This window comes from Rosenbergiella epipactidis, from assembly GCF_018494055.1.
GTDB lineage: Bacteria > Pseudomonadota > Gammaproteobacteria > Enterobacterales > Enterobacteriaceae > Rosenbergiella > Rosenbergiella epipactidis.
Genome location: NZ_JABBFQ010000001.1, coordinates 501,121 through 516,530 on the forward strand (window position 1 = coordinate 501,121; position 15,410 = coordinate 516,530).

The 15,410-nt window shown below is 47.5% G+C and carries 14 protein-coding genes; all 14 read right to left on the reverse strand.

The annotated features are described in order from the left end of the window. Entirely contained in the window at window positions 1-2,076 is a 2,076-nt protein-coding gene (gene flhA / locus HGT71_RS02500; RefSeq protein WP_241583498.1) for a flagellar biosynthesis protein FlhA, read from the reverse strand. Then, window positions 2,069-3,217, reverse strand: a complete 1,149-nt coding sequence (gene flhB / locus HGT71_RS02505; RefSeq protein WP_214216381.1) for a flagellar biosynthesis protein FlhB — start codon at window positions 3,215-3,217, stop codon at window positions 2,069-2,071. The genes flhA and flhB overlap by 8 nt, the downstream gene beginning before the upstream one ends. A gap of 142 nt (window positions 3,218-3,359) precedes the next feature. Then, window positions 3,360-4,001 carry a protein phosphatase CheZ gene (cheZ, locus tag HGT71_RS02510; protein ID WP_214216383.1) on the reverse strand — a complete coding sequence of 214 codons (642 nt, stop codon included), beginning with the start codon at window positions 3,999-4,001 and terminating at the stop codon, window positions 3,360-3,362. Between the two features lie 9 nt (window positions 4,002-4,010). Continuing rightward, window positions 4,011-4,400, reverse strand: coding sequence for a chemotaxis response regulator CheY (cheY, locus tag HGT71_RS02515; protein ID WP_214216385.1), 390 nt, complete (start codon window positions 4,398-4,400; stop codon window positions 4,011-4,013). A gap of 47 nt (window positions 4,401-4,447) precedes the next feature. Beyond that, window positions 4,448-5,497 (reverse strand): protein-glutamate methylesterase/protein-glutamine glutaminase, encoded by a 1,050-nt coding sequence (locus HGT71_RS02520; protein ID WP_214216386.1) that lies wholly within the window; start codon window positions 5,495-5,497, stop codon window positions 4,448-4,450. Beyond that, a complete protein-coding gene (gene cheR / locus HGT71_RS02525) occupies window positions 5,494-6,360 on the reverse strand; it encodes a protein-glutamate O-methyltransferase CheR (RefSeq protein ID WP_214216387.1) in 867 nt (288 codons plus the stop codon). Before cheR ends, HGT71_RS02520 begins: the two co-directional genes overlap by 4 nt. 69 nt (window positions 6,361-6,429) lie before the next feature. Beyond that, entirely contained in the window at window positions 6,430-8,094 is a 1,665-nt protein-coding gene (locus HGT71_RS02530) for a methyl-accepting chemotaxis protein (protein WP_214216389.1), read from the reverse strand. Window positions 8,095-8,172: 78 nt separating this feature from the next. Further along, window positions 8,173-8,652, reverse strand: coding sequence for a chemotaxis protein CheW (gene cheW / locus HGT71_RS02535; protein WP_048912050.1), 480 nt, complete (start codon window positions 8,650-8,652; stop codon window positions 8,173-8,175). 15 nt (window positions 8,653-8,667) lie between these two features. Then, window positions 8,668-10,614, reverse strand: coding sequence for a chemotaxis protein CheA (gene cheA / locus HGT71_RS02540; RefSeq protein WP_214216391.1), 1,947 nt, complete (start codon window positions 10,612-10,614; stop codon window positions 8,668-8,670). Between the two features lie 3 nt (window positions 10,615-10,617). Further along, window positions 10,618-11,562 (reverse strand): flagellar motor protein MotB, encoded by a 945-nt coding sequence (gene motB / locus HGT71_RS02545; RefSeq protein WP_214216393.1) that lies wholly within the window; start codon window positions 11,560-11,562, stop codon window positions 10,618-10,620. Beyond that, complete coding sequence (gene motA / locus HGT71_RS02550; protein WP_062812066.1) at window positions 11,559-12,446, reverse strand: flagellar motor stator protein MotA; 888 nt, start codon at window positions 12,444-12,446, stop codon at window positions 11,559-11,561. The genes motB and motA overlap by 4 nt, the downstream gene beginning before the upstream one ends. An 86-nt stretch (window positions 12,447-12,532) precedes the next feature. Next, window positions 12,533-13,117 (reverse strand): flagellar transcriptional regulator FlhC, encoded by a 585-nt coding sequence (gene flhC / locus HGT71_RS02555; RefSeq protein WP_048914019.1) that lies wholly within the window; start codon window positions 13,115-13,117, stop codon window positions 12,533-12,535. 10 nt (window positions 13,118-13,127) lie between these two features. Continuing rightward, a complete protein-coding gene (gene flhD / locus HGT71_RS02560; RefSeq protein WP_062812065.1) occupies window positions 13,128-13,466 on the reverse strand; it encodes a flagellar transcriptional regulator FlhD in 339 nt (112 codons plus the stop codon). A 563-nt stretch (window positions 13,467-14,029) separates the two neighbouring features. Further along, window positions 14,030-15,409, reverse strand: coding sequence for an alpha,alpha-trehalose-phosphate synthase (otsA, locus tag HGT71_RS02565; RefSeq protein ID WP_214216394.1), 1,380 nt, complete (start codon window positions 15,407-15,409; stop codon window positions 14,030-14,032). Window position 15,410: the final 1 nt, after the last annotated feature.

Consider the following 15,410-nt stretch of genomic DNA (forward strand, 5'->3'; position numbering starts at 1 on the left):
TTAATCGCCTAAAGTTGCGGTTTGGCGTATCGGTCTTTCGCTAACCAATTCTACCGTCGACATCACCACCAATTGACGGTAGTGACGACGAAGATAGCGCGCTAATAACAGTCTTAACGCACTATCGACCAACAATACAGGTGTCACCCCGAGTGATTCTTGATAAGCAATCGCTTCGCCCGCTTGGCTCACTAATTGCTCTGCCAAACCCGGTTCTAACCCACCACCATTACGCATCACTTGCTGCAATAATCCCTCCAGTGCGGGGGAAAGGCCGATTACTTGAATAATCTCATCGTCTTGGAACCATTGCTGAGTGATCGCTCGGCCTAGAGCAACCCGTACCACATTGGTTAATTCCAAGCTATTTTGCGTCGTGCTAGCATGTTCAGTTAGGGTCTCTAAGATCGTACGCATATCGCGAATCGAGACCTGTTCTCGCAATAAATTCTGTAGCACCTTGTGCACTGTCGTTAACGATAAAAGGTCGGGAATAATCCCTTCGGTCAGCGCGGGTAAGCTCTTCGCCACATGATCGATCAGTTGTTGCGCCTCAAGGCGTCCAAATAACTCGCTCGCATGCTGACTCAGTAGATGGTTAAGATGCGTGGCAATTACCGTACTCGCCTCAACCACGGTGAATCCAAGTGTTTGCGCTTGTTCTTTTAGCGCCCCATCAATCCAAACGGCCGGCAAACCGAAAGCGGGATCTCGGGTGGATTCACCCGGTAAATCAGCACGTGCACTGCCCGGGTTAATGGCTAGCCAACGCCCTGGCCAGACATCCCCCATTCCAATCGTGACGCCCTTGAGCAAAATACGATAATGGGCAGGGGCTAACGATAGATTGTCTGAGATAAAAATACCCGGTGGCAGAAACCCCATACTGGTGGCAAATTTTTTGCGAATCCCCCGTATCCTGCCTGGTAGCTCCCCTTGCTGAGCCTCATCCACTAAGGGGATCAGTCGGTAGCCCACTTCCATTGCTAGTGCGTCCTCGATCACCACATCCTGCCAGCTTGCCTCGATCGGTTGGGCTTGCTGCGGGTCGCTTGGCGATAGCGTCGCCGTGTCTACGCTGGTTTCATTCCCTTTTAACCACCATGCCAGCCCCAATAACAACGCCGCGAAGACCAAGAAAATCCCATTAGGCATTCCAGGGACCAGTCCCAATAAACCGATCACCGCCGCACTCAGTATCATCACTTGCGGCCGACTGAATAATTGACTGACCATCTGTTCACTGACGTTGCTGTCATTACTGACACGGGTCACAATCACCCCTGCGGCAGTGGAGATTACCAAGGCAGGAATTTGGGCCACCAGCCCGTCACCGATGGTCAACAAGGTATAGGTTTCGGCGGCTTGGCTGACGGACAGACCATGCTGTACCACGCCCACCAGTAGGCCACCGACGACATTGATTACCATGATAATAATGCCTGCGATGGCATCGCCGCGCACAAATTTACTGGCACCATCCATCGAACCATAAAAATCCGCCTCTTGTGTCACCTCTTGGCGTCGTTGTTTGGCCTGTTCTTCGCCAATCACGCCGGCGTTCAGGTCTGCGTCGATAGCCATTTGTTTACCCGGCATACCATCTAAGACGAAACGGGCGCCGACTTCAGCTATTCGCCCGGCCCCCTTGGTAATCACCATAAAGTTGATCACAATCAGGATGATAAACACCACGATACCGATGGCAAAATTACCGCCGACCAAGAAGTGGCCAAAGGCCTCAATAACCTGACCCGCCGCCGCGCCACCAGTGTGACCCTCCATTAGAATAATCCGCGTTGAGGCGATATTCAGGGCTAACCGTAACAGCGTGGCAAACAGTAAGATGGTGGGAAAGGCAGCAAACTCTAATGTCCTACGCGTGAACATCGCGACCAGTAACACCATTATCGATAAAGCAATATTAAAGGTGAAAAAGAGATCCAACAGGATGGCGGGCAGCGGTAGGACCATCATCGCCAAAATCAGTAAAATTAAGATCGGCCCCGCTAAGATCTGCCAATCCACCTCGTTCCAACGGGTCGGTAAACGTAATCGCGCATACAACTTATTCATCATCATCATTCTCTAAGTCAAAAATCATCTCTGCGGGCACCACCAGTTGCTGGGGTCTCTCAGGTTTTTGGCCCCCCATCTTTCGCCAACGTCGGACCTGCCATACCCATGCCAGCACCTCCGCCACGGCGGTATACAGTGCACCTGGAATAGGTTCACCTACCTCGGTATGTCGCCATAATGCCCGGGCCAGCGGCGGAGCTTCCAAAGAGGGAATACGGTGTTCGCTCGCCAGCGCGCGTATCTTAGCTGCCACCTGCCCTCGCCCTTTTGCGACCACTTGTGGCGCGTGCATCTTGCCTTCCTGATAGCGCAGCGCGATGGCAAAGTGAGTGGGGTTGGTTAAGATCACATCGGCATGCGGCACATTGGCCATCATGCGTTGACGTGCCGCGGCGCGCATTTGTTGACGAATACGCCCCTTGAGGTGTGGGTCACCCTCCTGCTGTTTATGCTCGTCTCGAATTTCTTGCCGCGTCATCCGTAATTTTTTGTGGTAGCTGTAGATCTGCCAAAACACGTCGAAGGCCACCATCGGGATCATTCCCATCACTACCCATAGCCAAAGTTTGACCAGGCCATACGTTCCTTCGGTCAAGGCTGGCCTTAGCGGTTGATGGATAAGACCGAGGATTTCGCGCTGCTTCGCCCATAATATTGCGAGGAGGATTGCGATAACGATGCAGGCTTTCAGAAAGGATTTCAGTAATTCAGCGCCTGTCTGCGCGCTGTAAAATTTTTTCATTCCCGACACAGGGTTAAGCCGAGAGAATTTGACCTGTAAGGCTTTAGGGCTGAGGTTAATGCCACCAATAATCAGGTTTGCGACAATCGCGACCAGCCATAGGCTTAGGCCAAAGGGCAGAAATAGCCGCAGACTCAAGGGAAGAATATCGAGGCTAAAGGGGCCCCAGTCGTGGGCATTAAGATGACTCAGATCGAATTGCCAACTGTAGCGAACGATATGCACCATCCCCTGCCAGCTCATCGGTAAGCAGAGGGTGAGCGCGAGCAGGCCGCTCAGTAATAACAGCATCGAGGTTAATTCCCGCGAACGGGGGATATCACCCTCTTCCCGCGCCTTCTCGATACGACGACTACTGGGTTCTTCGGTTTTATCGTCTTTATTTTCTTCAGACACCGCGGCTTCCTCATTGGATCACTCTGCGTAGAGTGCCAGAGCCCACACCAGGCTATTGAAGAAGTAGAGGTGAGAAGAGGTGCTTATTACGCTAATAATAAGCCCCCCTTACCACGACGAGTAAAGCAGCCGGCGCTTAGGCCTAAAATCCGAGGCTATCTAATAAATCGTCCACTTGTGACTGGTCGGCAATCACGCCACTGGCGGTGGTATCGATCTGCGGGCCATTCAATAGACTATTTTTCTGGGTTGGACTGACGCGTGCGTTGTCTGGGATATTATCGAGCAATACCATCAATAGCTGAGTTTCAATTTGTTCCACAACGTGCATCATTTTTTTAATGACTTGGCCGGTGAGGTCTTGGAAATCCTGCGCCATCATGATCTCCAACAATAGTTGATTGGTTCTCCCGGTAATGGCAGGAATACTGGCGAGGTGTTCCCGTGTTGCGGTAACCAGCGCCTTGGCTTCGTCAAAGCTTTTCGGTGCTTCAAACCACTGGTCCCAACGCGTTTGTAACACCTCTGCTTGTTGTTTTAGCTGATCTTGCTCAGGTTGTGCTTGCTCCACGCAGGTGAGTACGCAATTCGCTGCCTGCGTCGTCATCTCGACCACATAGGTCAATCGGCCACGTGCATCGGGGATCGCATCGGCGGCATCCGCAATCGCCTGCTCTAGGCCTAACTCCTGCAAACTGTCCCGCAACATCCGTGTCAAAGATCCTAAACGAACGATGATATCTGACATAGGATCGTTATCGTTAGGCGGTAAGGGATGGCTCATAGGAACTCCTTACATTCCGTATTTTTCGAAGATTTTATTCAGTTTTTCTTCTAAGATTGCCGCAGTAAAAGGCTTGACGACATAACCGCTCGCTCCCGCTTGTGCCGCCGCAATAATATTCTCTTTTTTTGCCTCTGCCGTTACCATCAATACCGGTAAGTTGGCAAAACGTTCCTCTGCACGGAGGGTTTTTAACAGAGCTAAGCCATCCATATTTGGCATATTCCAGTCAGAAATAACAAAATCAAAGTTACCCGCTTGCAGCTTATTTAAGGCATCTTGTCCATCTTCCGCTTCGTCGACATTGGTAAAACCCAGTTCTTTTAATAGATTTCTAACGATACGACGCATTGTCGTGAAGTCGTCTACGACTAAAAAATTTAGAGACTTATCTGCCATGATCCTTTCCTTATTTCCGTTAATGTGTCTCGATAATTCGACTGTTATTAAATACGTATAGCTTGTCCCGAGGCGAGGCGGCTCACCATATGCTGGCTGATCTCATCAAGGTGGGTGACTTCAGAGGCCGCATTAAGCAATACCGCCTCACGCGGCATGCCGTATACCACACAGCTGGCTTCATTCTGGGCAATTGTCCAACTGCCGGCCTTTTTCATCTCTAACAACCCGGCCGCGCCATCGTTTCCCATCCCCGTCAGTAAGACGCCCACGGCATTACGTCCAGCACACTGTGCAACGGAGTTGAACAGCACATCGACCGCGGGTCGGTGACGATTCACCGGGGGCGTATCAAGTAAGCGAATTTGGTAATTGGCTCCAGAACGTGCAAGCTCCATATGTTTATCACCGGGTGCGATATAGGCATGGCCGGGAAGGACACGTTCACCCTGCTCAGCCTCTTTCACCGTAATCTGGCAGATTCGGTTTAGCCGCTCAGCGAAAGAATGGGTAAAACCTGCGGGCATATGTTGTGTGATCAGCACGGCTGGACAGGCGGGTGGGAGCGGCTCAAGCACTTGTCGAATCGCTTCGGTCCCACCGGTTGACGCACCAATGGCAATGACTTTCTCACTGCCGATCAGCGTTTTCAGCGATACGGGTTTTACCGCGGCACGCTGCGTAGGATTTGGCAGACGTGCCTGCGCGGCGGATCTGATTTTTTCACAGATTTTTTCACCATATTGCATAATGCCATCGCGAATCCCGATTTGCGGTTTCGTCACAAAATCGACGGCCCCCAGCTCAAGTGCACGCAACGTGACCTCAGATCCCCGATCGGTTAGCGAAGAGATCATCACCACTGGCATAGGTCTCAAGCGCATCAACTTCTCCAAGAAATCGAGACCATCCATCTTAGGCATTTCCACATCTAACGTCAGGACCATCGGGTTATGTTGCTTGATAAGCTCACGGGCCACTAAGGGGTCAGGTGCCGTGGCGACCATAACCATATCTTTCTGACTGTTAACAATCTCGGTCATTAGCTGGCGTATTAACGCAGAATCATCAACACACAATACGCTTATCTTGCTCATTTCTTCTTCTCCGCAAGTCGGTAAACGGTTTGCCCCTGCAGTAAAAAGTCAGTACTGAGCTGACTTAAATTTTCTGAATGGCCAGCAAACAGTAACCCATCAGGTTGAAGGACGTTGGCCATCCGGCCTAGAATGGTCTGTTGTGTTTTTTTATCGAAATATATCATTACGTTACGGCAGAAAATTGCATCGACCTTCTCTTTCAGTTTCCACTCGGGAGACAATAAATTGAGCGGATAAAAAGTGACGGTGGCGGCCAGTTCAGGCCTTACCCTAACCAAGCCACTGTGTTCACCCGTCCCTTTAAAGAAGTAGCGTTGTAACTGCTCAGGAGTAAGCATCGACAAGTTCTCTTGACGATAGATCCCCTGCTTACCCTTCTCTAGGACATGCGTATCGATATCGCTGGCATAGATCTGAAAACGCCCAGGTCCCAGCCCCAATGATTCCGCTAAGGTGATCGCCAGTGACCAAGGTTCTTCGCCAGTAGAGGCTGCGCAGCACCATAATGTAAAGCAGCCTTTATGTTGCCGAGCGCGCTGAGCGAGAATGGAAAAATGGTGCGCCTCGCGAAAAAAAGCCGTGAGATTAGTGGTTAATGCATTGGTAAACTCTTGCCACTCACTGCTCTGCGGATTTTTCTCTAAAAATTGAATATATTGACTAAAATTAGCCAGATTCAGCGCCCTCACTCGCCTTAACAGTCGGTTATAGACCATTTCTTGCTTATGGGCGGCCAGTACAATACCGGCCCGCTGATAAATTAACGCCGATATTTTCTGAAAATCTTGTGCTGATAATTCATAACGCCCACTTTGCGTCGCAGCGGAAGTGGACGGAGTATTGGGGGGTTGTTTATGCATGATCCCTTCGCTTATTGACTCAAGGCGGGAAGCCTCCTCAAAGGCGGACTTCCCGAGTGAGTGGATAAATTAAAATGTTTCCCAATCGTTATTTGATATTTGTCCCGCACTGCTAGTGTTCGCGGTCGCTGAGGCGTGTTTCGGTGTCGCGTGACTGACCGGCAGAGAGGAGGAAGCCTGCCCGACACGGAACACTGCGACGGCTTGTTTAAGGAGTCCGGCTTGCTCTTCTAAGGTTGCCGCTGCCGTGGCAGACTCTTCGACTAGGGTGGCATTTTGCTGAGTGACTTGGTCCATCTCTGTCACCGCCGTACTCACCAGATCGATACCACGACTTTGCTCTTCAGAGGCTGAAGCAATCTCCCCCATAATATCGGTGACACGTGTAACGGCATTGACGATTTCACCCATCGTCACCCCAGCATTTTCGACTAACTGCGAGCCTGAATCGATACGATTAACAGAGTCTTCAATGAGGATTTTGATCTCTTTTGCCGCTTGAGCACTACGTTGGGCGAGGTTACGAACTTCTCCTGCTACCACGGCGAATCCACGCCCCTGCTCGCCGGCACGGGCAGCTTCGACCGCCGCATTGAGGGCCAGGATATTGGTTTGGAAAGCAATCCCATCGATCACGCTGGTGATATCTGAAATTTTCTTAGAGCTGTCGGCAATATCTTTCATGGTAGTCACCACGTTATCGACAACATTGCCACCATGGCGCGCCGTCTCTGACGCATTCAAGGCTAATTGCGAGGCTTGGCGAGCATTCTCGGCATTCTGTTTTACGGTCGCGGTCAGCTGCTCCATACTGGAGGCCGTCTCTTCAAGCGAAGCCGCTTGCTGTTCGGTACGGGCCGATAAATCGTTACTGCCATTCGCTATTTCGCTGGCACCACTGAATATTGACTCCGAGCTATCCCGCACCAATCCGACGGTGTGTTTTAGCTCATCCTGCATATGCCTTACCGTTGCAAGCAAATCGCCCATCTCGTTTTGACTGACGATTTCGATCGATTGCGTCAGGTCACCGCGCGCCACATTTTGAATATGATGGATACACGCATGTAACGGTTTAAGTAATACGCGGTGGATCCCCACCCAAGCCAGAAAGATAACAAATAGCGTAATCGCGATAAAAACACCGGTTAAAATTAATGCGTGATCATATTGCTCGCGACTGTGGTCGATAACAATTTCTACTTCTTTCTCATTTTTGGTATACCATTGATTCATTTTGCTATCGAAGTTTTTTTGCTTATCCATAACCGGGGTAGTCATAAACTCTTTCACTTTCCCTTCGCGCAGTAAGGCTAATAATGTATTCAGTCCGTTACGATAATCAATAAACGCTCGCCCCATGGCATCGAGTTTAGAATCTTCTTTTTCTTTATCACTGAAGGTATTCCAAAAAATTTTATATTCATCGTCTGCTTGCTGAATATTCTCTTCTGCGCTACTTAAAAACTTTTTAATCTTTTCATCAAAGCCCTCTTCCTTGGCACTTTGTAACGAATAGATCATGCCAAAGTTAATATTCGATCGTGCTTCTAATAAAAAGGAGGTCGCATCAGAAATACTTTGCTGTTGCACTCTCAATTTTTGGTTTTGCGAAAATATCGTTTGGTTACCTTTCGACATTTCTAAAAAAAGTGCACTACTGACAATCTGTAGCACGCCCATAATACAAAGAATTAATAATAAACTGGTGACAACTTTAAGCTTGCGTAACATAGGGTCCCCTATTGTCCTTTTCTATAATTACCTTATCGGTAATCGCATCCTTTTCTTTATAATGCCGATGACGGCGCGTTAACCGGCATGCAGTCGATCGACTAACGCCATTTCTTCACTATTGAGTAACTTCTGAATATCAACCAGAATCAACATCCTCTCGCCATGGGCGCCAAGCCCGGTGAGATACTCTGTGGACAGGGTGACGCTAAATTCCGGTGCAGCCCGGATATCATCGGCTGTCAACGCGAGAACATCGGATACCCCATCCACCACAATGCCGACAATACGTTCCGCTAAATTCAACACGATCACCACCGTGTTATCGTTATAGGCGATATTTTCTTGGGCAAACTTAATTCTTAGATCAATAATCGGTACGATTACACCCCGTAAATTAGTGACCCCTTTAATGAATTTTGGCGTGTTGGCTATTCGCGTTACCTGATCATAACCGCGAATTTCTTGCACCTTTAAAATATCAATGCCATATTCTTCCTTACCCAAGGTAAAAATAAGATACTCTTGGCTCTGGCTCTCTTCATTTTTACTTTCCATAGCTTTCCCTGAGAATTAATTGTCGCTTTGTGATGAAATCTTTTCACGATTAACCGCTTGCAATACGGGGACGTCGACAATAAACGCAACACTACCATCCCCCATAATGGTTGCCGCAGAGATCCCCTGAACTCGTCGATAATTACTTTCTAAATTTTTCACAACAACTTGATGCTGTCCCATTAAATAATCGACCAATAATGCAAAGCGTTTACCGGCATTTTGTAAAATAATTACAATACCTTCGGTCGGATCTTCACGAGCGCTATCAATATCAAAGATATTCGCAAGCGAAATAAGCGGAAGATATTCGCCACGGACTTCCAAGACACGTTCGCCACCCGCCAAATATTTTAATTCGCTCTTACGAGGCTGTAAGGATTCCATCACAGCGTTGACCGGTACAATAAAGACTTCATTGCCACTTTTGACTGACATCCCATCCAGTATGGCCAACGTCAGGGGTAATAAAATACGGATGGTCGTCCCTTTGCCGGGTTGGGTCGCTATCTCAACATGGCCGCCCATATCTTGGATATTACGTTTGACCACATCCATCCCGACGCCACGACCTGAGACATCGGTAACGTGTTCTGCGGTCGAAAAACCGGGGGCAAAAATAAGTTGTGCAATTTCCTCTGGGCTCATCGATTCATGTACCGCAATACCTGAACTGAGGGCTTTTTGATAGATCCGATCCAAATCTAATCCCGCACCATCGTCGGTAACCTCAATACAGATGCTGCCGCCGCGATGTTCTGCCGACAGAACGAGGTTTCCTTCTGCCGATTTTCCCGCTGCGCGACGTTTTTCTGCCGATTCCACGCCATGATCTAAGCTATTACGCACCAGATGGGTTAATGGATCGATAATCCGTTCAATCAGGCTCTTATCCAATTCCGTCGAGCCGCCTTGCAGGGTAAGCTCCACTTTTTTACCCAGCTTCGCCGCTAAGTCCCGAACGAGCCGAGGAAAACGGCTAAAGACATACTCCATCGGCATCATACGTATCGACATGACCGACTCTTGTAAATCGCGAGCGTTACGCTCAAGTTGATTCACCGTATTAAACAAGGCCCCGTGCAGGGTCGGCTCTAATTCTGAAACGTGCTGTAAAAGCATTGATTGGGTGATGACTAACTCCCCGACCAAGTTAATAAGCTGATCCACTTTCTCTACCGCCACCCGAATACTGCCGCTATCGGGTGCTTTCGCCGCCGCAGGTTTACTGGCTGTTGGCGGAGTCGGTGGTGGCGAGATCGCCTTAGCACTAGCCTCCTCGTCGGGTAATGATGGCGAAGGTTCTATTTCAGGAAAGCTAATTTGATCTTCATTAATGATAAAGCAGAGTACCGCAATCAACGCCTCTCGACTGACGCCATTGACCTGCAGATCCAAGCTCTCGGCGTCCTGTTCGAGCAACGTGACCGAGCCAAGATGGTTAATTTCTTGCAGCAGTAGATCGACTTCCGCACGCTTTAGACGCGACAGTTTTATCCTAACTGTCTGCTCCGTCTGTGGTGGGGGGGCAGCCTCTTTAACATCACTGACTACGGAGGTTGACGTGGCTGTCGCCGGCGGGTTCAGCGCAATTTTGCGTAACATTTCACAAATATACTGAAAGGTCTCTTCATCCGGTTGTGCAGAGCTTTTATAGGCATTGAGTTGGTCTTGCATGATATCTTTGGTTTCCAGAAAGAGATCAATAAGCTGACTGGTTAATGACAATTCGCCGCGTCGCGCATTGTCTAGAATATTTTCTAAAATATGTGTGGTTTCTTGCAGAATGCTAAAACCAAAGGTTCCCGCGCCGCCCTTAATGGAATGCGCGGCTCGAAATATTGCATTAAGTTGTTCTGAATCAGGATTGGAGGGTTCCAGCGCCAGCAAGTGCTGTTCCATGTCAGCCAACAATTCATCTGCTTCATCAAAAAATGTTTGAGAAAAATCAGAGATATCCATTCTTTACTCTTTCCTCTCCGTCGGCTGTGGGTCGTTTTTATCCTGTTCCGTACTCTGTGGTGTCACCGCACGCTGCAATTCACCTGCCGCAGTGATGACCAACGCTTGGCCTTCATGGTTCTCCTTTTCCACTTCTTTTTCGGCATCATGGGTTAAGAGCAACAAACTAATCCGGCGGTTTTCCGGTGCATCGGATTCAACGCCCTTCATATTCATGGTGTCTGACATGCCGATAATTCTCAGTACCTTCCCCTCAACCAATCCGGCTTTCACTAGCTCCCGCCGCGATGCATTAGCGCGCTGCGTCGATAATTCCCAGTTACTAAACCCGTGATCGCCGGTCGCATAGGGTGAATTATCGGTATGACCTGCAATACTGATTTTATTCGGTACATCATTGAGAATAGGTGCCAAGGCCTGCAGAATTTCGGCCATATAAGGCTCGATACTGGCACTGCCTTTCAGAAACATGGGGCGTTGCTGACTGTCGATAATTTGTATTCGTAATCCCCGATTAATCATGGTGATAAATAGATGCGGCCGTAAGGATTTCAATCGCGGATCGGTGATCAGTAATTGTTCTATTCTATTTTTAATCCCTTGCAAGGCTTTACGGTCGCGGTCTTTATCCTTATCGCTCCGCGATGGGTTAGGTAAACTTTCAATAGCGTTTGTTTTCTGTCCCGCTTCACCACTAGGAATAATCGAGGTCGCATCACTTTGATGTTTTCCAGGTGAGAGTGCGACCCGCAAAGGCATACGAAAATAGTCGGCCAATGATTCTAATTTTTGTGGGTCGGCAATGGAGATCAACCACATGACCATAAAGAAAGCCATCATCGCCGTCATAAAGTCAGCATAAGCAATCTTCCACGCGCCATGGCTATCATGCCGAGCATGTTTCTTTTTCTTCTTGATAACGATAATCGGCGGCCTAGAGTCTTTCATTCTTCGCTGGCCTCCGCACTACGGGTGCCCGGTTTATTGTTACGCACAAAATCCTCGAGCTCAGTAAACGCCGGACGTTCGGTGGTATAAAGCACTTTACGACCAAACTCCACCGCCACCTGTGGTGCATAACCATGCAGATTGGCCAATAAGGTCACTTTAATACACTGCAGCATCTTAATTTTTTCTGCCGATTTCTGCCGCAGCACAGTTGCCAGTGGCGAGACAAAACCGTACGAAAGTAATATCCCTAAAAAGGTGCCCACCATCGCATGCGCGATAAGTTCACCCAATTCGGCGGGAGGTCTATCCGCAGAAGCAAGTGCATGGACGACACCCATGACCGCGGCAACAATACCAAAAGCGGGTAAGGCATCCCCCACTGCCGCGATACTCTGTGCGGGGATATCGCTTTCATGTTCACAGGTTTCAATTTCCTCATCCATCAGCGATTCAATTTCTAAGGCGCTCATATTGCCGCTAATCATCAGCCGCAAATAATCGGTTAAAAAATGCATCAGTAAGGGATCGGCCGTGAGTTTGGGATATTGGTTAAAGAGTTCGCTTACACTAGGATCTTCAATATCTTTTTCTATTGATAACAAACCCTGTTGCCTCGATTTAGACATAATATTGAACAACAGGCTCATCAATGACAGATAATGTTGCTTAGTGTAGTTAGAACCACGAAATAAGATGGGTATTGAGGTAAGTGTCTTTTTTAAGGCTTTACCATTGTTACCAACAAATAAAGCCCCTACTCCCGCGCCGCCAATTATTACCAATTCTGAGGGTTGGTATAATGCTCCCATATGGCCACCTACCATTGCGTAGCCACCGAGAATCGATGCAGTCACTATAATATAGCCAATAATTATAAACACAGTCACTCCCTAACAAGATACATCCCTGATATTTTTAAATAAAGGAGTTACTGATAGATATATTGTTGAAACGTGAATTTAGTTATTCATAATATTCCATAACGTAACCCCTTATTCTCTTCATACCCTTTATCGGCTTCGGAATAATAAAGTTTACGTTTTTTTATTGCCCTTGAAGGCGGTTGGCATAGACTGCACACAAAGCTTCCTTTCGGCTGGTGTGCATGATTAATAAACTGTCCTTGGCACTGCCGACAGGCCGAAAGCTCAATCATGCCACTCTCGGCAAAACGGATTAACGTCCACGCACGTGTTAGGCCTAATAGGGGTTCACTACCCTCCTCCTCGGCAGGGCATTGCTCCAGGTACAAGCGGTAGGCAAGGATAAGACAATCAACATCGGTTTTCTCTGTCGTCTTTCTTAGAAATTGCCAAGCATGATAAAAGACTGTCGCGTGAATATTATGCTCCCAGGTCATAAACCAATCTGTTGAAAAAGGAAGCATTCCCTTAGGAGGGGGCGAGCCTTTAATCTCCTTATAGAGCCGAATTAAGCGCCCTCTACTCAATACGGTCTCATTCTCTAAAAGCTGTAATCTTGCCCCCAGTCGGATCAGGTCCATCGCAACACGAATATCGTGCCCCTCTCTTAACACGCTTTTCTCTTTCATGACTTCCCCACTATTGTCTGAGTCGCTTACTGTCGGTACGCGCTTGTAATAAATGACTGGCTAACATGATACCCGTATGAATTTGCTGCAAATCATCCACGCGCGAATCTTGCGTTAATTTCTCAATCACCTCTGTTTTTTCAAATCGTAATTTACAAATAAGTTGATTCGTTTCTGCGAGCTTCACTAATTCATGCAGACTTAATTCCATTATTTTTTCAGCTAAACTCTCTTCCATCCCTAGTCGATAAAATGCTGCATATTTATCTTCCTTTAGCATCCTTTGCGCCAGAAGGAGATATGATAAATTAATTCCATAGATTTGTTTGACAATATCTGAATTATCCACGACGACCTCAATTGATTATAAATAGAGCAAGGTTTTTAGTATAAAGAATTTTCTATTAGCCTTCATAATATTATTAGAAGTTACCTTGTTATTTATAATTTCACAATACACATTATTAAACATTTAAGTTTCATATTGATTTAGATCATATAGGCAATGCGTGGTATTAAAGTTTTGAAAAATTGCTAACATTAAAAAAATGTCTAAAAATAAATGATAAGTAAAAAATAACTGATCATTTATAGTGGGTTCACATTAAATTATTTTTAATATGTAAAAACACACAATTTATGTAGGGTTATTTTATGGCTGGAAATAATTTATATTAAACAACCTATCATACGAACTGGATAACTTTTATATTTCTATTTTATTTATAACATGACGAATTATCGGACTTAGGTTTTTGAAAAAATAGCCTGGGCGACCATAACGCTTAAAACTATAAAGTAAAAGTTATACTAATTATCTCTCTGTACCAAAATCATTAAGATTTTTTCAACTTACCACTTCTGATTCCTCTCCTCCCTACGTGAGAGAGGAAAAGGAAAATAGCTAATTTTTTATTCCGATATTTTGTATAGATCGTCTAAAAATGTCTCACGCCAACGGGTAATCGTTTGATGACTGAGGGTGTCCATCATGATAGCGTGCCGCCGAACCCGTTCTTCTTTGCTCATGGTCGTCGCATGTAAAATAGCCTTCGCGACTTCATCGCGATCATAAGGATTCACTAATAACGCCTCGGTCAGCTCACACGCTGCGCCAGCGAATTTCGATAGAATGAGTACACCGGGGTTTGCCGGATCTTGCGCAGCCAAATACTCTTTGGCCACCAAGTTCATCCCATCACGTAGCGGCGTGATCAACGCAATATCGGTCAGGCGGAAAATCTTCATTAATAGACGGCGGTCAAAGTACTGGTTGAGATAATAGAGAGGCGTCCAGCTCATCGTACCGTATTTCCCGTTTATCCTTCCTGCTTCCGTTTCAAGCTGATGGCGTATCGCTTGATAGGCTTGCACCTCGCCGCGTGAGGTCGGCGCGATCTGCGTGTAGCGGATATTCCCGCGGTGCTCGGGGTATTTTTCTAAAAAGCTTTCGTACGCAAGAAAGCGCTCTGGGATCCCTTTGGAATAGTCCAAACGCTCGCACGCAATGATATTTTTGGCATCGCCCAACTCTTGTCGAATCGCCTGCATTTTCGGTGGCAAGGGTCCTTCTGCCAGTTTACGAATACTCTCGGGATCAATACCAATTGGGTAATCGTGGACATGGAAGGTATTACCGTAGGCCTGATAGACCCCCTCTTCTTGTGTCACTAATTCCGTTTCATGGGCAATCGCGGCTAAGAACGCTTTCGCATCACGCTCGGTTTGGAAGCCTAATAAATTATAGGCGGTCATTAAGCGTAATATTTCCTGGTAGTCAGGCAGCGCCATCAATACTTCAGGGGCAGGAAAAGGAATATGCAGGAAAAATCCAAGCGGATGCTGGCTACCCTGCTCACGCACTGCTGCAGCAAAAGGGAGCAAATGGTAGTCGTGTACCCATACCACATCATCTTTTTGCAGCAGTGGGAAAAGTTTAGTCGCTAACAGTTCGTTGACGTGTAAGTAGCCTTCCCAAGCCTCACGCTGATATTCAACAAGATCAAGGCGATAATGGAAGGCGGGCCAAATCACTGTATTCGAGAACTGACTGTAATAAAGGTCGTAATCGTTTTGGGTCAGTGAGCAGGCCGCATAGGTGATATTTTTATCTTGCTCGATCTGTAGAGGCTCCTCCTCCCCCGTGATCTTGCTGATCTCTCCATTCCATCCGAACCAGAGCCCGCCCTGCTCTTGCAGAGCATCCAGTAGCCCAACGGCCAGCCCACCGGCTCCATTTTTGCTATGGTCAGGGAGTGCGATACGGTTGGAGACAACAACTAATCTACCCATG

Bases quoted from the DNA above. Each gene is read 5' to 3' on its own strand.
- cheA (WP_214216391.1), bottom strand. From the start codon at position 10,614: ATGGATATCTCTGATTTTTCTCAAACATTTTTTGATGAAGCAGATGAA.
- HGT71_RS02530 (WP_214216389.1), bottom strand. From the start codon at position 8,094: ATGTTACGCAAGCTTAAAGTTGTCACCAGTTTATTATTAATTCTTTGT.
- cheR (WP_214216387.1), bottom strand. From the start codon at position 6,360: ATGCATAAACAACCCCCCAATACTCCGTCCACTTCCGCTGCGACGCAA.
- cheZ (WP_214216383.1), bottom strand. From the start codon at position 4,001: ATGAGCCATCCCTTACCGCCTAACGATAACGATCCTATGTCAGATATC.
- otsA (WP_214216394.1), bottom strand. From the start codon at position 15,409: ATGGGTAGATTAGTTGTTGTCTCCAACCGTATCGCACTCCCTGACCAT.
- motB (WP_214216393.1), bottom strand. From the start codon at position 11,562: ATGAAAGACTCTAGGCCGCCGATTATCGTTATCAAGAAGAAAAAGAAA.
- flhA (WP_241583498.1), bottom strand. From the start codon at position 2,076: ATGAATAAGTTGTATGCGCGATTACGTTTACCGACCCGTTGGAACGAG.
- HGT71_RS02520 (WP_214216386.1), bottom strand. From the start codon at position 5,497: ATGAGCAAGATAAGCGTATTGTGTGTTGATGATTCTGCGTTAATACGC.
- flhC (WP_048914019.1), bottom strand. From the start codon at position 13,117: ATGAAAGAGAAAAGCGTGTTAAGAGAGGGGCACGATATTCGTGTTGCG.
- cheY (WP_214216385.1), bottom strand. From the start codon at position 4,400: ATGGCAGATAAGTCTCTAAATTTTTTAGTCGTAGACGACTTCACGACA.
- cheW (WP_048912050.1), bottom strand. From the start codon at position 8,652: ATGGAAAGTAAAAATGAAGAGAGCCAGAGCCAAGAGTATCTTATTTTT.